The organism is Sphingorhabdus sp. M41 (assembly GCF_001586275.1).
Taxonomy (GTDB): domain Bacteria; phylum Pseudomonadota; class Alphaproteobacteria; order Sphingomonadales; family Sphingomonadaceae; genus Parasphingorhabdus.
Genome location: NZ_CP014545.1, coordinates 1,932,666 through 1,952,714 on the forward strand (window position 1 = coordinate 1,932,666; position 20,049 = coordinate 1,952,714).

Genomic DNA, 20,049 nt, shown 5'->3' on the forward strand with positions numbered 1-20,049 from the left:
CACCAGCCCGGGCAGCCTCACGTCTGGCGCGAGGGGAAAACGGCATGCAGGGATTTGGCAGGCAAAGAGGGATTGAACCGGGCGGTGCGCTCGCCTAGTCTCCCGGCGATGAAAAATATTGCCGCCAGAAGCGCTCTGCCGCCTGCCCGCTCGTCTGTCCGCCTGATCGCAGGTCTCGCTGCCTTGCTGCTGCTCTCCGCGCCGCTCGGCGCCTGCAAGCGAGTGCCCGACGACAATGATCTGCGCGCCGAAACCGCGCGCGCCTATCCGCCGGCTTCGCGGCCGGTGTCGGAACTGGCCGGCAATCAATGGTCGACCGAAACCGCGCGCGACAAGCGCGGCGAGGCCGAGGAGATCATGAAGGCGGCGGGCCTGGAGCCGGGCATGACGGTAGCCGATATCGGTGCGGGGGAAGGCTATTATACCGTGCGCCTGGCCGAGAAGGTCGGCACCCGAGGCCGGGTGCTGGCGCAGGATATTGACGAGGCCGCGATCGACCGGCTGGCCGAGCGTGTCAATCGGGAAAGCCTCGACAATGTCTCGATCAAGCTGGGCGCACCGGATGATCCCCGGCTGCCAGAGAAAAGCTTCGACCGGATTTTTCTGGTCCACATGTATCATGAAGTCCGCGAGCCCTACGCCTTCCTGTCCCGCCTGCGCCCGGCGCTGCTCGACAAGAGCGGACCGAACGGGGCCGGGGAAGTGATCGTGGTGGACGTCAATCGCGATGTGTCGCAGCACGGCATTCCGCCAAAGCAGCTCTTCTGCGAGTTCGAAGCTGTGGGCTATGAACTGGTTGGCTTCATGGAACGGCCAGAGCTCGGCGGCTATTTTGCGCGGTTCCGGGCGAAGGGCCCAGCTATATCGCCCGCGAAAATCATATCCTGTCCCTATCAGCGGGAAAGCGAATGAAGATGTCAGCTGATTTTCAACTCATCCATCCACTGATTTCTATGCCGGCGTGCTTTGCGAGCCAAACGCCGCCAGTGACGCCTGTCACGCGATGACAGCGCTTCATCGCTTGCTCGTTCATTCAAGACGACCGGCGCATCCTCACCATATTTGGAATAAAAATAGCGTATTTCGCGCTCATCTTTGACGCGGCGATAGGGGGGATCGAATAGGCCGAACATCGAAGGCTCCTGGTAAGCAGTCTGCGCCCGTGATTTTTAACTACAAATATACCATACCCGAATTTCCATCGGGTTTCAATGGCTGTTGCCCCTCGATTTGTCACAAAAACGCCGGAAATCAGCGCTCGCCTCTTCCCTTCGTGCCTAGCCCTCGTCACCCATCTTCAGCGCCGCGATGAACGCTTCCTGCGGAATGCTGACATTGCCATATTCGCGCATCTTCGCCTTGCCCTTCTTCTGCTTGTCGAGCAGCTTCTTCTTGCGGCTGATATCGCCGCCATAGCATTTGGCGGTGACATCCTTGCGCATGGCAGAGATGGTCTCACGGGCGATCACCTTGCCGCCGATTGCGGCCTGGATCGGGATCTTGAACAGATGACGCGGGATCAGGTCCTTGAGCCGCTCGCACATGTGCCGGCCACGGAATTCGGCGGCGTCGCGGTGGACGATCATGCTCAGCGCGTCGACCGGGTCGCCGTTGACCATGATGTTCATCTTGACCAGCTGGCCGGTGCGCAGACCGATCTGGTGATAATCAAAGCTGGCATAGCCGCGCGAAATACTCTTCAGCCGGTCGTAAAAGTCGAACACCACCTCGTTGAGCGGCAATTCATAGACCACTTGCGCGCGGTCGCCGACATAAGTCAGGTTCTTCTGCACCCCGCGCCGGTCCTGACAGAGCTTCAATATGCCGCCGAGATATTCGTCGGGGCAATAGATGGTCGCCTCGATCCACGGCTCCTCGATCTCCCGGATCTTGACAATATCGGGCATGTCCGCCGGATTGTGCAGAAATTGCTCGCTACCGTCGTTCATCACGATCCGGTAGACCACCGACGGCGCGGTGGTGATCAGGTCGAGATCATATTCGCGGGTCAGCCGCTCCTGGACGATCTCCAGATGCAGCAGCCCCAGAAAACCGCAGCGGAAGCCCTGGCCAAGCGCCGCGCTGGTCTCCATCTCGAAGGTGAAGCTCGCATCGTTCAAACGCAGCTTGCCGATAGACTCGCGCAATTTCTCGAAGTCCGCCGCATCGACCGGGAACAATCCGCAGAAAACCACCGACTGTACTTCCTTGAAGCCCGGCAAGGCTTCGGCCGCCGGATTTTTGACCGTGGTAATCGTGTCGCCGACCGCGGTCTGGCTGACTTCCTTGATCTGCGCTGTAATAAAGCCGATCTCGCCGGCCGCCAGTTCCGGCAATTGCTCGATCTTCGGCCGCATGCAGCCGACCCGGTCGACCAGATGCTCGGTGCCCTGAGCCATGAACTTGATCTTCAGTCCCTTGGTGATCACCCCGTCGATCACCCGCACCAGAATGACCACGCCGAGATAGGGGTCATACCAGCTGTCGACCAGCATCGCCTTCAGCGGCTTGTCGCGATCCCCACCCGGTGGCGGGATCTTGGCGACGATCTGCTCCAATATATCCTCAATGCCGATCCCCGACTTGGCGCTGGCCAGCACCGCGTCGGACGCATCAATCCCGATGATTTCCTCGATCTCGTGCCGCACCCGCTCCGGCTCGGCCGCCGGCAGATCGATCTTGTTGAGCACCGGAATAATCTCGTGATCATGTTCGATCGACTGATAGACATTGGCCAGAGTCTGCGCCTCGACCCCCTGCGCCGCATCGACCACCAGCAAGGCGCCCTCGCAGGCCGCCAGGCTCCGCGATACTTCATAGGCAAAGTCGACATGGCCCGGCGTGTCCATCAGGCTGAGCTCATAGGTCTCGCCGTCCTTCGCGGTATAGTTCAGCCGCACCGTCTGCGCCTTGATCGTGATCCCGCGCTCGCGCTCGATATCCATATTGTCGAGCACCTGCTCGCTCATCTCGCGCTCGGTCAGCCCGCCGGTCTGCTGGATCAGCCGGTCGGCGAGAGTCGATTTGCCATGATCGATATGGGCGATGATGGAGAAATTGCGGATATGGGAACGTTCGGTCATGGCCAGCCGTTAGCAGGGGCGCAAGCCCTTGTCAGCAGGAAACGTCCGCCCCGCCCCGCAGATTTTCACCCCGGCATATCCCGCCCGCCGCGATCGAACTTTACAAACTTTACACTGTTATGAATTTGAAAACTTCCGGGGCTTTTCGGGCGGAATTCCGGCAGCATTTTTGGCCCGCAAAAGCCGCTTTTTCAGTTTCAAAGTAGTGAGGCTGAACGCTACGAGAATGGAACAACATCGGGCAGCGGCGAGCGCTCCCGTTCGACTTTTGCAGACAGGGGGCAGCAGGATTCGATTGTCAAAGAGCGGCCCAAGGATATGCCACAAGCCAGGACCTGTAGGAAAGACTGCTGGAACCCCTCCACCATCCTGCGGACGGTCCCCCTCCCCACCGCTGCGCGGCAGGGAGGAAAGTCAGTTGAGCGGCCGAAACCGCCCCCTTTCCTCCCTGTTGCGAAGCAATGGGGAGGTGGCAGCCGGAACGGCTGACGGACGGGCAGCCGCGGCAATAACAAATTACCGAAAATCACCCTCAACTCCAAGGCCACCACCAAGCCCAACCAACCCCTCCACCATCCTGCGGACGGTCCCCCTCCCCACCGCTGCGCGGCAGGGAGGAAAGTCAGTTGAGCGGCAGGAAGCGCCCCCTTTCCTCCCTGTTGCGAAGCAATGGGGAGGTGGCAGCCGGAACGGCTGACGGAGGGGCAGCCGCGGCAATAACAAATTACCGAGAATCACCCTGAACCCCAAGGCCACCACCAAGCCCAACCAACCCCTCCACCATCCTGCGGACGGTCCCCCTCCCCACCGCTGCGCGGCAGGGAGGAAAGTCAGTTGAGCGGCAGGAAGCGCCCCCTTTCCTCCCTGTTGCGAAGCAATGGGGAGGTGGCAGCCGGAACGGCTGACGGAGGGGCAGCCGCGGCAATAACAAATTACCGAGAATCACCCTGAACCCCAAGGCCACCGCCAAACCCAACCAACCCCACCACCATCCTGCGGATGGTTCCACTCCCCACCGCTGCGCGGCAGGGAGGAAAGGGTGGCTTGCCCGCCTCCCCGCAAGCCGCTAAATCCACCCCATGCGCACCCGCCTCGCCATTTGCCGCAAGAAAAAGCGCTTTGTCAGCGAGGCGGACGCTATCGCGGCGGCGCAGGGTGCGACCATCGATCTCCGCCCCTATCTTTGTGATCGCTGCCGGCAATATCATCTGACCAGCCGGACCAAGGGCAAGCGCCGCCTGCCTGCTGTTGGCTGAGGCGCGGCTTCACCAGCGCCCACACCATCACCCTCCCTCGGCATCACGCCCACGAGAGCCCTGTCACAAACGTGAAATAAATATGCCATGAAAGGGCAACGATATCGTCATAGATCGCTCATCAATTGAAAACCGATCCACAACAGACAGGCGATCTCATGAAATTCCATATGCTCAAGACCATTGGACTGCTGGCCGGAACCGCGGCCATTGGCCTTTATCCCGCTGCCGCTATGGCCGCTCCGATTTCCGACGAACAGGCCGCAGCCCTGCTGACCAAGCTGAACCAGCTCGAGCGTGAAGTCGCCGATCTGAAGGCGCAGCTCGGCAACGTGCAGCAAACGCAGCAAGCATCGACCAGCGCCATCGCCGCGACGGAAGCAAAAATTGCCGCGACCGAGGAAAAGCTGGAGCAGCAGAAGCCGGTCAAGATCGCCTTCAAGGGCGCGCCCGAAATCAAGGGCGAAGACGGCTGGAGCTTCAAGCCGCGCGGCCGCATGCTTTATGACTTTGGGACTGTCAACGCCCCCGACAGCATCGTCGATCCGGGCCTCGGCTTTGCCAATGAAGCCCGGCGGATCCGGCTCGGCGCATCGGGATCGATCCCGGGCGGCTTCGGCTACAAGCTGGAAGCGGATTTCGCCGGCAACGCAATCGATCTGACCGACGCCTTTTTCACTTATGAAGATGGCGGGCTGACGATGACAGCGGGCCAGCACAACACGTTCCAGGGGCTGGAAGAGCTGTCGAGCAGCAACGACACCAGCTTCATCGAGCGCGCCGCCTATACCGACGCTTTCGGTTTTGAACGGCGGGTCGGCCTGTCCGCCCAATATGGCGTCTCGGACCTGTTGTTTCAGGCCGGCGTATTTACCGCCAATATCGACGATCTCAACGATGACGAGGACAATAGCATCGGCTTTGATCTGCGCGCCGTGGCGATGCCGAAATTCGGCGATGTCCAGACCCATTTCGGGGCGTCCTACCATTATCGCGATCTCGGCGACACGATCAGTTCACGCCGCTATCGCCAGCGCCCGGCGGTCCATTTTACCGACACGCGCTTCATCGACACCGGCAATATCGCCGACGCTGAATCAGAGACCAGTTACGGGCTCGAGGCGGCGGTTATTTCCGGACGCTTCCATGCTGCGGCGGAAACCCACTGGCTCAAGCTGGGCCGCACCGGCGCGCTCGCCGATCCGACTTTCTTCGGTGGCTCGGTCGAGGCTGGCCTGTTCCTGACCGACGACACGCGCGGTTACAAGGAAGGCGTATTCAAGGGTCCCAAGGTATCCAATCCCGTTGGCCAGGGCGGCCTCGGCGCCTGGCAGGTCAATGTCCGCTATGACCGGCTCGACTTAGTCGATGCCGGCTTTGTCGGGGGTACGCAGGATGCCTATCAGGCGTCGCTGATCTGGACGCCGGTCGACTATGTCCGCTTCCTGCTATCCTATTCGAAACTGGATTATGGCAACGCGGCGATCCTCGCAGCGGGTGACGGCGACTATAATGTCGACGCTTTTGCCGGACGGTTCCAGATCAGCTTCTGATCCGGACAAAATATATCGAGCAGCGGCTGTCAGCCTAGGTTGATGGCTGCTGCTCTTCCCAGATCGTGCCGACATCATCGCCCTTGTGGCGTTCGGGCATCTGCCGACCGGTTTCGGCAAAATAGGTCAGTTCGGCGATATTGGTGGCATGATCGCCAATCCGCTCGAGATTTTTCGCGATGAACAGCAGATGCGCGGATTCGCTTATATAGGCGGGATTTTCGACCATATAGGTGATGATCGCGCGGAAGATGCTGGTGTAGAAATGATCCAGCGTCTGGTCTCTGGCCCAGACCGAGACCGCTAGATCAGCGTCGCCGTCTGCATAAGCCTTGAACGAATCCCGGACCAGTTCTGCAGCGATATTGGCCATCGAAGGCAATAGCGAAGCGGGTTCGATCTTGCGGCTGGATTCGGCAACCAGCGGCACGCGCTTGGCAATATTCTTCGCATAGTCACCAATCCGTTCGGCAATGCTGGAAATCTTGAACGTCGCAATCAGATGGCGAAGATCGTCGGCCATCGGCGCGCGCAAGGCGATCGTCTGGATCGAGAGGGAATCGATCCGGCGCTCCAGTTCGTCAATCTCGCGGTCTTCGGCCACGACGGCTTTTGCCAGTTCCAGATCGTTATTTTCGAGCGCTTTGATCGAGCGGGTGATCGCACATGTGCTTTTTTCCCCCATCTCCATCACCATCGCCCGAAGGTCGTGAATTTCCGCGTCAAAGGCGGAGACTGTATGTTGGGCGGTACTAAGATTCATCAGGGTTCCTTGTTGCGATTGCCCGCATTGTAACAAAAATGTCATATAAAAAGCAATGAATTTGCATATGCGCCATTGTGACATGCCAGGACCGTTGAGACTCGGTCTCTCCCGCGTGGCCGTCCATCCCGTGCTTGCGCGCACGAAAAAAGGGGCCGTTGTTGCCAACAGCCCCCCGAAGATCATTACCATATTTGTCTAGTTCAGGTGATGATCCATTTTCAGGTCAGACGATAGAGGATCGCCTATTTCAATACGTCCTTGGTCAAAAGAGGCAGGTTTTTCGCCGCTTCAACCATAGACGCCCGGGTCGCATCCGGCGAAGCGATCAGGCCTGCCTTGACCAGATAACCATCGCGGGTACCGGCTTTGACGAATTCGGTGACAAATTCCTGGATGCCGGGGATCACGCCGACATGCTGTTTCTTCACATAGATGTACAGCGGCCGCGCACCGGGATATTCGCCGGATGCGATCGCATCATAAGCAGGCTTGACCCCGGAAATGACAATCCCGCGTACGGTGTCGAGATTTTCCTCAAGGAAGCTGTAACCGAAGATACCGACCGCATTCGGATTGGATTTCAACTTCTGGACGATCAGATTGTCATTCTCGCCGGTGTCGAGATAAGCGCCGTCGGTGCGGATCTCGTGGCAGATTGATTCATATTCGTCCTTGTTGCTTTCCTTGAGCGCCTTGGTCGCGGCATCGGTTTTGCAACCGACTTCCATGATCAGTTCGGTCAGCGCATCGCGCGTGCCCGAAGTCGACGGTGGACCGTAAACGCTGATCGGCATGGAGGGCAGCGACGCATCAATATCCGACCAGTTCTTGGTGGTATTCTCCTTGCCGAACGGCTTGGCTGCGATTGCCTTGTAAATCTGCTCGGGGGTCAGCGCAAAGCTCGGGCCTTCATTGGACTGGGCCACAGCAATACCGTCGATGCCGATGTTGATTTCGACGATTTCGGTGACACCATTTTTCTGGCACAGTTCAAATTCGGACGCCTTCATCCGGCGCGAAGCATTTTCGATATCCGGCGTATCCGCGCCAATGCCGGAACAGAACAGGCTCATGCCTGCGCCGGTACCGGTCGATTCCAGAACCGGTGCCTTGTAGCTACCGGAGCTGACGAAATATTCTGAAACGGCTTTCGCGAACGGAAAGACGGTCGAGGATCCGACGATCCGGATCTGGTCCCGGCTTCCGCCGCCACCGCTGCCGCCAGCCTGATTTTCACAGCCAGCCAGAGCCAGCGTGGCCATTGCGAGTAATGCAAATTTGGTTTTCATCTAAAATTCCCTTGTCCAAGGTTTATTGCGCACTGAAAATGTCTGTGCAACCTATCGAATATGCCCTCTAATGCTACTCAATGACCTTTGAATTACAGATTTATTTCACTATTATTGCAAGTCAGCATGGCTGAGCCGGCCCGCTAGCGCGGCAGCCTCTGCATCGCTTCCAGCGGCGGGCTGTCCGGTGTCGCATGGAACAGCTCGAGCCGCTCAAAGCCGAGGCTGTTATAGAAACGCCGATTTGCCGGATTGCTATTCTCCAGATAGGCCATGGTGCCGCTGCGGTCGCAGGCTGCCAGAACCGGTTCGATCAACTTCCGACCAAGGCCCCTGCCCCGCCCGGCGCTGGCAACCCCGACGGTGAACAGATAGGCATGCGGTTCCTTGGGATGGTGTTTCGCCATGGCATCGCCCGCTGCCTTGCCGCGCATCAGGGCGCCCCAGCCACCGCTGACGAAGAGACCCGAATAGGTTTTCAACATACCCAATGGCGTAGCGTCAGGCTTATCGCCGGGCATCAGCCACATCGTCGCGGCACGGCCTTCACCGTCCTCATTCAATATCTGACAGAAACCATTGGGAGCATAAATATGCTGCGCCAGATTGGCGAAGGTTTGCTTCATCGGTTCAAAACCGCCGAACAGCCAATTGTTAAACGGATCATCGCGAAAGGCATCAGCGGTGATATTGGCGAGTGTCGCAACTTTCTCGCTGCCAACAGTGTCGATATCTTGCACTGGCGCAATATCCGATGCTCTCAGCATCGGGGCCGGGCGCAGTCGCGGCTAATAGATGCCACCTTCAGCCTGCAGGAATTCGTCATCATTCTGTGCCGGACCTTTGTTGCGATTGGCTTCCCGGGCCGCAGCTAGCGCTGCCGCACGTTCCGCGATCAGCTGCGCCTTGCGGGCTTCCAGCCGGGCCAGCAACTCGTCCTTGCGGATCGAACGGCGGGGTTCGGTCTCGGGCTTGAACACATCCCAGATCACGGCTGATTTCGGATCATCGGTCGGCCATCCGCCATAGACGCGCTTGCCAGACCTGCGGTCGACGCGGACCATCCGAACGCCCTTCGGCGCAACGAACGGCGTCTTCGGCATGCCAGCCATCGCTTTCTCGGCAAAGCGCCGAAAAATCGGAGCGGCCAATGTGCCGCCCTGAGCATAGCCGCCCATGTTGCGTGGCTGATCATAGCCGAGATACACACCCGCCACCATGTCGGGTGAGCCACCGACGAACCAGACGTTGGTCGGGCCGCTGGTGGTGCCGGTCTTGCCGAAAAGCGGCCGTTCGAGACTTCTGAGATTTTGAGCGGTGCCGCGCGTGATCACGCCCTGCAATATGTCGACCATCTGATAGGCGGTCATCGGATCCATCAGTTGCTTGCCGGCGGGCCGAGGTCGCGGCATCGGCTGTCCGTCCCAGTCGCGCAAATTGCAATTTTCACAGGTCCGCTTGTCGGCACGAAAGATCACCTTGCCTTGACGATTCTGGACAAAATCTATCACCGTCGGCTTCAGTTCGCGCCCGTGATTGGCGAGCATGGAATAGGCATTGGTCAGCTTCATCACCGTGGTATCGCCCGCCCCCAGTGCGAAGGCCAGATAGGGCTGATAATCACCAATACCCATGGTCTTGATCGTTTTGACAACATTTTCCATGCCGGCATCATTGGCCGCGCGAACCGTCATCAGATTGCGTGATTGTTCGACACCCCAGCGCAGCGTCTTCTCCCCGGCGCCGCGCGAATTGCCGAAATTCCGGAAGCATTTCCGCCCCAGCGAGGCCGACTGATAGACGCAGAATGGAGCATCGGCGATCAAAGTCGCAGGCGTCATGCCATGTTCCAGCGCGGTGGCATACACGAACGGCTTGATTGTCGAGCCTGGCTGGCGCTCTGCTTGCGTTGCCCGGTTGAATGAGCTCATCCGGTCGTCAAACCCGCCCTGCATCGCCCATATCCGGCCATTGCGGGGGTTTTGCACGACCATGCCACCGGAAACTTCGGGAACATTCTCGAGCCGGTAGCGGCTGCCGCCGAGCGGACTGACGGCGATGATATCGCCAGCCTTCAATGCGCCGGGAACGGAATTTATCTGACCGGTGGTACCATCGGTGAAGCCGATTTCCGCTCCGCCGCCGCTCGTCCGGATGGCGACGGCAATCTGCCAGTTCGAAAAATCCGTGCCGATGAAGGTCGACGAAAGGCGCTGGGCCCACTGGTCATCCATTTCGATCTTGTTGATCGGACCGCTCCAGCCCTTGCCGCTGCTATAGCGCAACAAACCGCCGCGCAGCGCGTCCTTGGTATATTCCTGCAATTCCGGGTTCAGTGACGTGCGCACCCATAGTCCGCCCGAATAAACGCTGTACGGGCCGGCCTTTTCATTCTCGCCAAATTGCTCGATCAACTGGCGACGGACTTCTTCGATAAAATAGCCGCCGACGCGCTCGAACCGGGGTCCGGAACGGGAAATGGTGCCAAGCGGCTGTGCAATCGCGGCTTGGTGTTGCGCCGGAGTGATCCAGCCATTTTCGCGCATTTCTCCCAACACCCAGTTTCGCCGACCGATCGCGCGCTGTTCGTGCACTTCCGGACGATAGTTGGACGGCCCCTTGGGCAGGATCGCCAGATAGGCGATTTCATGCAGGGCAAGCGCGTCGACATCCTTGCCAAAATAGGCCTGCGCAGCGGCCTGCACACCATAGGCATTGCGACCGAGAAATATCTGGTTGAGATAGAGTTCGAGTATTTCCTCTTTGGTCAGTACATCCTCGATCCGGTAGGCCAGAATCGCTTCACGCACTTTCCGGCGATAGGACACCTCACTGCTCAGCAGCAGGTTTTTGGCAACTTGCTGGGTAATAGTGGAAGCGCCCACGGGTCGGCCACTGTTGGAGATGTTGGTCAGAATCGCGGTTGCAATGCCCGGATAGTCCAGCCCGCCATGTTCAAAGAAGGTGCGATCTTCGGCGGCCAGATAGGCGCGGACCAGAAGCGCTGGATATTCCGAAAATTCAAGCTGCACGCGCCGTTCGCGAGCGTAGCTGTGCACCGGCTCGCCATCATAAGCGCGCACCATTGTCGGCAAGGGCGGCTCGTAAGTCTGCAGAGCGGTCGCATCGGGCAAATCCCGCGCAAAGATCAGCCAGACCAGAAACCAGCCCAGGACACAAAGTGCTAGAAAGGCGGCAAGCAGGCGAAACCATTTCTTCTGCCAGAATTTCTCGATCCGCTCGAAAAAACTGCCTGTGCTTCGTTCAAGCTTGTAGGCGAGACTTTCTCCAGCCGTATCTGACGCATCATTTACCATAGGCTGGGCTATCTAAACCGGCTCGCATCCATTTTCCAGCGATTATCGATGAAAAACGCGCACCAGTTCGACACAGAACGGACGAAGGTTTTTACCCGCCCTGATTATCCTAGCGCATCGCCAGTTTTCTAGCGAAATGCGACTCGATTGCGCTAGCCACACCGGAAGCAACCTTGGTCCGGCCACTGCGGGAATTGAGGAAGGCGACATCTTCCTTGTTGGTCAGATAGCCGGTCTCGAACAATACTGATGGCGTATCGGGCGCCTTGAGCACAACAAAGGACGCATAGCGATGCGGGATTTTCCGAAACGCCATTTGCCGGCTGCTTTCGCGGTGGAGCAATTTGGCAAAGTCGGCTGAGACATTCATGGTCTCGCGCTGGGTCAGGTCGATCAGAATCGACGAAACATCCCGCGTCGCGCCGCCAAGATTGATGCCATTGATGATATTTGCCTTGTTTTCACGCGACGCCAGTTTGGCGGCTTCGCGGTCGGAGGCAACTTCGGACAATGTATAGACGGTCGCTCCGGAAGCGGTCTCGTTGCCCGCTGCGTCGGCATGGATCGACATGAACAGGTCAGCGTCAAGCCGTCGGGCGATACCATAACGTTCTTCCAGCACCAGAAATTCGTCGCTGTCCCGGGTCAGTGCAACCCGAACCCGCCCGCCCGCAACCAGCCGGTCACGGATGGCTTGTGCGATAGCCAGGGTCACGTTTTTTTCGCGTGCGTCACCGTGCGGAGAAATCGCCCCCGGATCGTGCCCGCCATGGCCGGCATCAATGACCACGAGCGGTCTGCTGGGATCATCGGGCCCGTATATTTTCGGCAAGCGGACACTATCCCGCGGTTTGCCGAGGGGCATTTTGACGCTGTAGCTCTTCCTTGGCGGTTCGGCGCGGAATTTTACCGGTGGCAGAAACGACTGCCGACCGCTGGCGATCTCGTTTTGACCGACCGCTTGCAGCCGCAGTTTCAGGCTTCTTCCATCATCCGAGAAACTGCCGTTGGTAATCACTGCCGGGCGATCCAGGTCAAAAACAATGCGAGCGGTGTTGGGATTATATTGTCCCTGGCGCACGGCTTTGACGATACCGCTGGCATAGCCACCCTGCCCGGCCTTGCCGCCCTGCACATCTATGGCGATGCGGTTCGGACCGAGGAGAGAAAAGGTCGATGCCCCTTCCACCAGATCATCAAAAGAGATGGTAATTTGCGAACCATTTGCCTCGATCTGGTTGATCGAACCGGCCTGAGCGGGAGTGATCGTCAGAAGTGCTGATGCCAGAATTGATGCCAGAGCCATGGCCTGCTTATGCATCCTGCGACCCTTTTTGGTCCAGTCAAATTTCATAAATCGCGACTTCCTGCATAAACCACACCATAAAACGGAGTGAAGACGCGATTAAGGATGCTTTCATAAGGTGCCGTAAAATGACGCGGTTAACAGCGCGTTAGGCACGTTTTCATGCGGGACCCGATTGGCAGCTTTGATTGCGACGAGACACAGTTTCTGTTGCCGATCATGCCGAGCGGTGCTAGCAGCCTGTTTGAACCTTTCGGGAAGAATCCCGAGACGGTTCGACTAAATGCCGAAAATCATTCGGCATCTACCAGGTTGACGCAACATGAGGCATGAAATCTCCGGCTATGAAGCTCTCCGTTTCGGAGGCGCTTCCTTGGGCGGAAAGACTTTGGCTAACGGCCAGAGCCATGTGGTTGTTGCAGACGCATTTTTATCTGAAATATTTGAAATCAACCGGATGACGTCGCCCGCCCCTCATCAAAGGAACGCGCGCACAGAAACGTCATCCCTATTATATCGCATGGCCCCGCCGGGCTCTGATCCGGCGCTCCATGCCAGGAGACTATTGAATGACTACGCGCATGCTAATCGACGCGCGCCACCAGGAAGAAACCCGGGTGGCGGTCGTAAAGGGAAACAAGATTGAGGAATTCGATTTTGAATCTTCCGAGCATAAACAGCTCAAAGGCAATATCTATCTAGCAAAAGTCACCCGCGTCGAACCGTCGCTGCAGGCTGCTTTCGTTGACTATGGTGGCAACCGACATGGATTTCTGGCCTTTTCCGAAATCCATCCCGACTATTACCAGATTCCGAGAGAAGATCGCGAAGCGCTGCTGGCCGAAGAAGCCGAGCATGCAGCGGAAGAAGCCGCCTTGCGCGCTCAGGAAGAGGAAGAAGACGACGCGCCAGCCGACATGGTGCGCAGCGAAGCCACCGAGGAGCTTGATACCGCGCTGGTCGAAGTCGATCAGGACGAGAGCGTTGACACGATCGATGTTACCGAAGGCGAAATCCCGGTAGAAAATGGCGACGATGAAGATGATGACGAGGATGATGAGTCCGAGGACGATTCTTCCGAAGACAATGGCGATACCAAGGGCAAGAGCGGAGGCCGCCGCGGACGTGGTGGTCGCCAGAAGGGCCGCGGCAAGGGCAGCATGCCGAAAGCCAGCGACCAGGCGCGCCAGAAGCGCATGGCCTTACGCAAACGCTACAAGATCCAGGACGTAATCCAGCGGCGGCAGGTTGTGCTCGTCCAGGTCGTCAAGGAAGAACGCGGCAACAAGGGCGCGGCGCTCACCACCTATCTCAGTCTCGCCGGTCGCTATTGCGTACTGATGCCCAACACTTCCCATGGCGGCGGCATCAGCCGAAAAATCAACAATGCCGGCGATCGCAAGCGGCTCAAATCGATTATCTCTGACCTGAATCTGCCCACCAGCATGGGCTGCATCGTCCGCACCGCCGGACTTTCCCGGACCAAACCGGAAATCAAGCGCGACTTTGACTATCTCGCTCGCCTGTGGGACGAAATCCGCGAAAAAACGCTGAGCGCGACCGCGCCAAGCCTGATCCACAGCGACAGCGACCTGGTCAAACGCGCGATCCGCGACATATATAATCGCGAGATCGAGGAAGTGCTGGTCGAGGGCGCAAACGGCTATACAGCCGCGAAGGCCTTCATGAAGCTGCTGATGCCCAGCCACAGCAAGCGCGTGAAGAGCTATGCCGATCCGGTGTCGCTGTTCCAGCGCTATGGCGTCGAAGATCAATTGTCGGCCATGTATTCACCGGAAGTCCAGCTGAAATCCGGCGGCTATCTGGTGATCAACCCGACCGAGGCCCTGGTCTCGATCGACATCAACTCCGGACGTTCGACCCGCGAACACGGGATCGAGGCAACCGCGGTCAAGACCAATATGGAAGCCGCTGCCGAAATCGCGCGCCAGCTGCGCTTGCGCGACATGGCCGGACTTGTGGTCATCGATTTCATCGACATGGACCGCAACGGCAATGTCCGCAAAGTCGAACGGGCAATGCGCGATGCCTTGAAAAACGATCGCGCACGGATCCAGGTTGGACGTATCTCCAGCTTTGGCCTGATGGAAATGAGCCGCCAGCGCCTGCGCACCGGCGTGCTCGAAGCATCGACCAAGGTCTGCCCGCATTGCGAAGGCACCGGACTGGTGCGGACGGCATCGTCCTCTGCCCTGTCCGCGCTCCGTCTGCTCGAAGAAGAAGCCGCCAAGGGCAAGGCCAGCATGATCAGCCTGCGCACCAGCCAGGAAGCATGCATTTACGTGCTGAACAGCAAGCGTCACGAGATCGAGGATATCGAGCAACGCTACGGCGTCTCGATCGAAATCGTTCCCGACGGAGAAACCGAAGGCGCCCGGATGGAAATCCAGACCTCCGGCAGTCCACCGAAAAACATGCCCAAGTTCGAACCCATCATCGATGATGACGACGATGACGATCAGGTTGAAGAAGCGGAAACCGTGGAAGCGGAAGACCGTTCAGAACGCGGAGACCGTTCAGAACGTGGCGACCGGGAAGACGGTGGCGAACGTCCGAAGCGCAAACGGCGTCGGCGCGGCAGACGCAACCGCGGTGGTGATCGTTCCGAATCAGGTGGTTCCGAGAATAACGGCGAGAGCAACTCGGAAAATAACGCCGAGAGCAGCAGCGAAGCCGCTCCGCAGCCGAATGATACGGACGCTGGCGAACCGGCAGAGAAGCCAAAAGCTCGCTCACGCCGGAACAGCGCTCGCAAGGCGGACGCTGCACCTGCTGCCGCAGCCGAAAGCAACGGCGACGAGCAACCGAAGCCCGAGGCCAAACCGCGCGCGAGACGTCGTTCCGCCAAAAGCGAAGCCCCGGCTGAGCAGCCAGCGGTAAGCACAGAACCGGATGCTGAAGCGGCCGAGGAAAAGCCGAAACGGCGCCGCGCACCACGCAAGGCAAAGCCAGCGGCCGCTGCGCCAGCGGCTGAAGCGACTGGCGAAGCTGCTGATGCCACGGTTGATAAAAAACCGCCGGCAAAGCGAGCGCCAAGAGCACGAGCCAAAAAGGCTGACAGCGCGGAAGCGTCTGACAAGGCCACTCCGGAAGCTGATAAGGCCGCTCCGGAAGCGAGCAAGGAAGCCAAGGAAAAGGCACCGGCCAAGCCTCGGAAACCGAGAGCAACCGCCAAGCCGAAAGATGAGGCGGTAGCCAAAACGTCCGACAGCGACGCAACCGAGTCCAGCGACGGTTCACCCCGTCAGGGCTGGTGGCAACGCACGTTCGGATAACTGAATCAATATCCTTCCCGCCCCAAATCGGGGCGGGAAGGATAGCGGTTTCATCCGCGGTTCAGACAGGTGATGTCAGGGGGTAAGGCTCAAACCGGACTTTCATGCTGAGGAATTATATGCGCAATTTTCTTGCTGTCTCATTTTCCCGCATCGGACTGCCAGCCGCAGGCCAGCTAACCCGTTATATGGTTGCCTTTCTGGCGATGATTTCGATCGTCGTGCAACCGGTCGCCGCCCAGTCGATATTGCGCGACGCCGAAACCGAGGCCCTGTTCACCGACATGGTCGCGCCGCTGGTGGCGGTATCCGAACTGGATGCCAACGAGGTCGAGGTCGTGCTGATCAACGATCCGCAGATCAACGCCTTTGTCGCTGGCGGGCAGCGTATCTATTTCTATTCCGGACTTATCGAAACGGCAGACAGTGCCAATGAAGTGCAAGGCGTCATGGCCCATGAACTGGGCCATATTACCGGAGGTCATATCATACGGTTTGACGAAGGGGTAAAAACAGCGACGGGAATCACCATTCTCAGTCTGGTTCTGGGCGCAGCCGCCATTGCCGCCGGGGCCGGTGACGCCGGCATGGGAATTCTGGCGGCGGGCCAGCAAGCCGCGATGGGCAAATTCCTCGCCTTCAGCCGGGTGCAGGAACGCTCAGCTGACTCTGCTGGCGCCCGCTATCTCTCTGAAGCCGGCATATCGGGCAAAGGCTCGATCGACTTTTTCAAGAAGCTGCAAAATTATGAATTCCGTCTCGGCATTCCCCAGGAAGACAGCTACGGCCGCACCCACCCGCTCTCGGGGGAACGGGTAAGCCTGCTCAGGGACGTCTATCAAAAAGATCCCGCATGGGACAAACCCTCCAACCCGGATATTGAAAGCCGGTTTCAGCGGGTCAAGGCCAAGCTTCTCGGCTATACAGCCGACCCCAATGTGACATTGCGGGAATATCCCGAAAGCGACCAGTCGGTCCCTGCCCGCTATGCCCGCGCCTATGCCTGGCACAAGAGCGCCTACCCGGATCGCGCGCTGTATGAAGTCAACAATCTGCTCCAGTCCGCTCCCGATGACCCCTATTTTCTGGAGCTGCAGGGCCAGATTTTGCTGGAATCCGGCAAGCCCGATGAAGCCCTGAAATCGCTGCGCCGGGCCGTGCAGCTGACCAACAACCAGCCGCTGATCGCGAGCCTGTTCGGCCACGCCCTGATCGCCACCGAAGATCCGCAATATCTGGATGAGGCAACAACCGTCCTGAAAGCTGCGGTCCACAAGGACAATCGCAATCCCTTTGCCTGGTACCAGCTGGGAGTGGTCTATTCCCAGCAGGGCGATATCCCGCGCGCGCAGCTGGCGACAGCAGAAAGCTCTTTGCTTGAACAAAATTACGCCGGTGCCATTCGCAGTTCACAGGTGGCCATGTCCGGCATAGAGGAATATACGCCCGACTGGATCCGCGCGCAGGACATTTCCTTCATCGCCAAGGCCGAATTTGAAAAAAACAACCGCCGGCGTTAAGCCGTAATATGCTCGCCAGAGCCAATTGCGCTGGACAAGCCATGCGGCCATGGCCAATGCCATCCGACAAGGAAAGAACCCGATTGTGGATGAAGTTTCAAACAGAAAGTGGATGATTATGGCGGGTGGCGGTCTGGCCATAGCGGCGGCAGTGAGCGTTTGGTTCTGGCAGGCTGGCAGCACTTCGTCGAGCGAAGCAGCCAGCGAAGCGGCGCTGGCGGCGGGCATCAATGCACAGGAACAAAAAGCCATTGAGGCAATTATACGCGACTATATTCTGAAGAATCCCGAGATTATTCCGGAAGCGGTGGAGCTGTTGCAAAATCGTCAGCAGGCGGGCGCGATAGGCACTGTACGGACCCAGATCGAAAAGCCCTTTGCCGGGAATGCTTTCGCAGGAAACCCCGATGGTGATGTGATTGTCGTGGAATATTCGGATTTCAACTGCCCTTATTGCAAGCAGACCGAGCGGGATGTGGCCAAGCTGATCGCGGAAGACAAGAATGTGAAAGTCGTGTTCCGCGAACTACCGATCCTCAGCGAGGCCAGCAATGATGCGGCGCTGATGGCGCTGGCGGCGGCAAAACAGGGCAAATATTATGCCTTCCACAAAACGATGTTTGCCACCGGTCGCCCCACTCCCTCGACAATCGAGGCCGCTGCCAGGGAAGTCGGTTTGGACATGGCCGCAGCGCGTGCCTTCATCGCCTCGCCCGAAGCCAAAAACGAAATTCAGAATAATATCGCCATCGCCCAGCAGCTGCGCTTCACCGGTACGCCTGCCTGGGTGATTGGCAATCAATCCGAAGTCGGAGCAATCGGCTATGACGGCCTGAAGGAAATGGTAGCAAAAGCGCGGGCCGCCGATTAACCGTCTTCCGCCCTGCCCTTGAACCCCTGGGCTATCACATACCATTCGGACGAACCCTTGCGGCTCGCCGGCGGCTTGGCATGTTTCACCACGTCAAAATGCTTCTTCAGCAAGGTCAGCAGTTCGTTATCGGTTCCGCCTGCCAGCACCTTGGCGACGAAAGCGCCACCTTTCTGCAGATTATCCACTGCAAAATAGGCGCCTGCCTCGACCAGTCCCATCGTCCGCAGATGGTCGGTCTGCTGATGACCAACCGTATTGGCGGCCATATCGGACAATATCAGATCCGGAGCGCTGCCGAGCGCTTCGATCAACAGATCCGGCGCGGCATCATCCATGAAGTCCATCTTGAAAATGGTAACCCCGTCGATCGGATCAACATCGAGCAAATCGATGCCGACGATCGCCGCCTTGGGCGCATGTTTGCGCATCACCTGGGCCCAGCCACCCGGCGCAATACCGAGATCCACCACGGCCTTGGCGTTGCGCACCAGTTTGAACCGCTCGTCCAGCTCGAGCAGCTTGTAAGCTGCACGAGAACGATAGCCTTCGGCTCGCGCCTGTTTGACATAAGGATCGTTAAGCTGCCGTTCGAGCCACCGGGTGGAGCCAATCTTCCGACCCTTGGCCGTTTTGACCTTCTGCCTGGTTCCTGACCTGCCTCTGCTCATCGGACCGAACTCCGTTCGTTGGCCGACATCAGCGAGCGCAATATGCCCTCGCGTATGCCGCGATCCGCCACACCGACGCGGCTCGCCGGCCAGATGTCGAGGATTGATTCGAGGATCGCGCAACCGCCGACTACCAGATCGGCGCGTTCCCGACCGATGCACGGGATATCAGCGCGCTCTTGCGGCGAAGCTTGGGCCAGCATATTGCTGATTTCACGCATCGACTCCGTCGGCACGATCAGGCCGTCGATTACTTTGCGATCATATTGCGGCAATTTCAGGTGCAGGCTGGCCAATGTAGTTACCGTCCCGCTCGTGCCAAGCAAGCGATAGTCGCACTGGTCAAGCCGCGGCAAGCGCGCAGCAAAACTGGCAAAGCTATCGGTGACCCGCGCGCGCATTGCGGCAAAGGCCTCTTCGCGTGCAACCGGGTCCTCACCATCAAATTTCTCGCTTTCGGTCAGCGACACCACACCCCAGGGCGCGCTCTGCCAGTCAAGAATTTCCGGCGCCGAACCGCTTGTGTCGACCAGCACCAGTTCGGTCGAACCGCCGCCGATGTCGAAAATCAAAGCCGGTCCCTCGCCCGGTTCAAGCAATATATGACAGCCGAGCACCGCCAGCCGCGCTTCTTCTTCTGCGGTGATCACATCGAGCGCAATTCCGGTTTCCCGCCGCACCCGCTCGATAAATTTGTCGCCGTTGCTGGCGCGCCGGCAGGCCTCGGTCGCCACTGACCGGGCAAGCGTCACATTGCGACGCCGCAGCTTGTCGGCGCAGATCGACAGGGCGGCAACCGCTCTGTCCATGGCCCGGCTGCTGATCTTTCCGGATTCGACCAATCCTTCACCCAGTCGCACGACGCGCGAAAAGGCGTCGGTGACGATGAAGCCATCCGAAGACGGTTTTGCAACCAGCAACCGGCAGTTGTTGGTGCCAAGATCAATTGCCGCATAGGACCGCAATTTGGGCCAACGCCCGTTGCCTTGCTGGACAGAAGGCGCAATTCGACTCTGTCCGTTATGTGTCGCCGCAGGTTTCGGGCGGGATTTCCTTGCGGATGATCCGCCGTTTGCATCTTGCGGCGATGGGGATGCTTGATCCGCCATGACCGTACTCTT

At 58.7% G+C, this 20,049-nt stretch carries 15 protein-coding genes; 6 read left to right on the forward strand and 9 right to left on the reverse strand.

Features of this window, described 5'->3' with window-relative positions; all coding sequences use genetic code 11:
• Nucleotides 1–108: 108 nt before the first annotated feature.
• The gene (locus AZE99_RS09210) at nt 109–912 is read left to right on the forward strand and encodes a class I SAM-dependent methyltransferase (protein WP_082788489.1); all 804 of its coding nucleotides are present in this window, start codon (nt 109–111) and stop codon (nt 910–912) included.
• A gap of 5 nt (nt 913–917) precedes the next feature.
• Here AZE99_RS09210 and AZE99_RS09215 read toward each other — a convergent pair whose 3' ends face one another.
• Together AZE99_RS09215 and lepA are read right to left on the reverse strand one after the other, a co-directional pair.
• Nucleotides 918–1,133: a hypothetical protein gene (locus AZE99_RS09215; protein ID WP_067200140.1), complete on the reverse strand. Its 216-nt coding sequence runs from the start codon at nt 1,131–1,133 to the stop codon at nt 918–920.
• Between the two features lie 144 nt (nt 1,134–1,277).
• Nucleotides 1,278–3,083: a translation elongation factor 4 gene (lepA, locus tag AZE99_RS09220; RefSeq protein ID WP_067200143.1), complete on the reverse strand. Its 1,806-nt coding sequence runs from the start codon at nt 3,081–3,083 to the stop codon at nt 1,278–1,280.
• Nucleotides 3,084–4,162: 1,079 nt separating this feature from the next.
• Between lepA and AZE99_RS16275 the strand changes: the two genes are divergently transcribed.
• Both AZE99_RS16275 and AZE99_RS09225 read left to right on the forward strand, forming a co-directional pair.
• Nucleotides 4,163–4,339, forward strand: a complete 177-nt coding sequence (locus AZE99_RS16275) for a hypothetical protein (protein ID WP_197460156.1) — start codon at nt 4,163–4,165, stop codon at nt 4,337–4,339.
• 158 nt (nt 4,340–4,497) lie between these two features.
• Nucleotides 4,498–5,892, forward strand: coding sequence for an OprO/OprP family phosphate-selective porin (locus AZE99_RS09225; RefSeq protein WP_231862580.1), 1,395 nt, complete (start codon nt 4,498–4,500; stop codon nt 5,890–5,892).
• A gap of 34 nt (nt 5,893–5,926) precedes the next feature.
• On the opposite strand, the gene phoU is transcribed toward AZE99_RS09225, so the two are convergent.
• The 5 genes from phoU to AZE99_RS09250 form a co-directional block, all read right to left on the reverse strand.
• Nucleotides 5,927–6,655, reverse strand: a complete 729-nt coding sequence (gene phoU / locus AZE99_RS09230) for a phosphate signaling complex protein PhoU (RefSeq protein ID WP_067203493.1) — start codon at nt 6,653–6,655, stop codon at nt 5,927–5,929.
• 245 nt (nt 6,656–6,900) lie between these two features.
• Nucleotides 6,901–7,947, reverse strand: a complete 1,047-nt coding sequence (locus tag AZE99_RS09235) for a substrate-binding domain-containing protein (protein ID WP_067200146.1) — start codon at nt 7,945–7,947, stop codon at nt 6,901–6,903.
• A gap of 143 nt (nt 7,948–8,090) precedes the next feature.
• A complete protein-coding gene (locus tag AZE99_RS09240) occupies nt 8,091–8,687 on the reverse strand; it encodes a GNAT family N-acetyltransferase (protein WP_067200148.1) in 597 nt (198 codons plus the stop codon).
• Nucleotides 8,688–8,735: 48 nt separating this feature from the next.
• Entirely contained in the window at nt 8,736–11,264 is a 2,529-nt protein-coding gene (locus tag AZE99_RS09245) for a penicillin-binding protein 1A (RefSeq protein WP_067200150.1), read from the reverse strand.
• A 109-nt stretch (nt 11,265–11,373) separates the two neighbouring features.
• Nucleotides 11,374–12,618 (reverse strand): N-acetylmuramoyl-L-alanine amidase, encoded by a 1,245-nt coding sequence (locus AZE99_RS09250; protein ID WP_067200154.1) that lies wholly within the window; start codon nt 12,616–12,618, stop codon nt 11,374–11,376.
• Nucleotides 12,619–13,139: 521 nt separating this feature from the next.
• Here AZE99_RS09250 and AZE99_RS09255 point away from each other — a divergent pair.
• The 3 genes from AZE99_RS09255 (at nt 13,140) to AZE99_RS09265 (ending at nt 18,257) form a co-directional block, all read left to right on the forward strand.
• Nucleotides 13,140–15,866 carry an Rne/Rng family ribonuclease gene (locus AZE99_RS09255; RefSeq protein WP_067200157.1) on the forward strand — a complete coding sequence of 909 codons (2,727 nt, stop codon included), beginning with the start codon at nt 13,140–13,142 and terminating at the stop codon, nt 15,864–15,866.
• A 119-nt stretch (nt 15,867–15,985) separates the two neighbouring features.
• Entirely contained in the window at nt 15,986–17,386 is a 1,401-nt protein-coding gene (locus tag AZE99_RS09260) for a M48 family metalloprotease (RefSeq protein ID WP_197460157.1), read from the forward strand.
• A gap of 85 nt (nt 17,387–17,471) precedes the next feature.
• The gene (locus AZE99_RS09265; RefSeq protein ID WP_231862581.1) at nt 17,472–18,257 is read left to right on the forward strand and encodes a DsbA family protein; all 786 of its coding nucleotides are present in this window, start codon (nt 17,472–17,474) and stop codon (nt 18,255–18,257) included.
• Here the strand turns inward: AZE99_RS09265 and AZE99_RS09270 are convergent.
• Nucleotides 18,254–18,928 carry an RlmE family RNA methyltransferase gene (locus tag AZE99_RS09270; RefSeq protein WP_067200159.1) on the reverse strand — a complete coding sequence of 225 codons (675 nt, stop codon included), beginning with the start codon at nt 18,926–18,928 and terminating at the stop codon, nt 18,254–18,256. The two genes, AZE99_RS09265 and AZE99_RS09270, sit on opposite strands and share 4 nt — an antisense overlap.
• Complete coding sequence (locus AZE99_RS09275) at nt 18,925–20,037, reverse strand: Ppx/GppA phosphatase family protein (RefSeq protein ID WP_067200162.1); 1,113 nt, start codon at nt 20,035–20,037, stop codon at nt 18,925–18,927. Before AZE99_RS09275 ends, AZE99_RS09270 begins: the two co-directional genes overlap by 4 nt.
• Nucleotides 20,038–20,049: the final 12 nt, after the last annotated feature.

Coding starts and splice junctions, on each gene's coding strand:
- AZE99_RS09235 (WP_067200146.1), bottom strand. CDS start 7,947: ATGAAAACCAAATTTGCATTACTCGCAATGGCCACGCTGGCTCTGGCT.
- AZE99_RS09210 (WP_082788489.1), top strand. CDS start 109: ATGAAAAATATTGCCGCCAGAAGCGCTCTGCCGCCTGCCCGCTCGTCT.
- lepA (WP_067200143.1), bottom strand. CDS start 3,083: ATGACCGAACGTTCCCATATCCGCAATTTCTCCATCATCGCCCATATC.
- AZE99_RS16275 (WP_197460156.1), top strand. CDS start 4,163: ATGCGCACCCGCCTCGCCATTTGCCGCAAGAAAAAGCGCTTTGTCAGC.
- AZE99_RS09225 (WP_231862580.1), top strand. CDS start 4,498: ATGAAATTCCATATGCTCAAGACCATTGGACTGCTGGCCGGAACCGCG.
- AZE99_RS09270 (WP_067200159.1), bottom strand. CDS start 18,928: ATGAGCAGAGGCAGGTCAGGAACCAGGCAGAAGGTCAAAACGGCCAAG.
- AZE99_RS09250 (WP_067200154.1), bottom strand. CDS start 12,618: ATGAAATTTGACTGGACCAAAAAGGGTCGCAGGATGCATAAGCAGGCC.
- AZE99_RS09245 (WP_067200150.1), bottom strand. CDS start 11,264: ATGGTAAATGATGCGTCAGATACGGCTGGAGAAAGTCTCGCCTACAAG.
- AZE99_RS09260 (WP_197460157.1), top strand. CDS start 15,986: ATGCGCAATTTTCTTGCTGTCTCATTTTCCCGCATCGGACTGCCAGCC.
- phoU (WP_067203493.1), bottom strand. CDS start 6,655: ATGAATCTTAGTACCGCCCAACATACAGTCTCCGCCTTTGACGCGGAA.
- AZE99_RS09275 (WP_067200162.1), bottom strand. CDS start 20,037: ATGGCGGATCAAGCATCCCCATCGCCGCAAGATGCAAACGGCGGATCA.
- AZE99_RS09255 (WP_067200157.1), top strand. CDS start 13,140: ATGACTACGCGCATGCTAATCGACGCGCGCCACCAGGAAGAAACCCGG.
- AZE99_RS09215 (WP_067200140.1), bottom strand. CDS start 1,133: ATGTTCGGCCTATTCGATCCCCCCTATCGCCGCGTCAAAGATGAGCGC.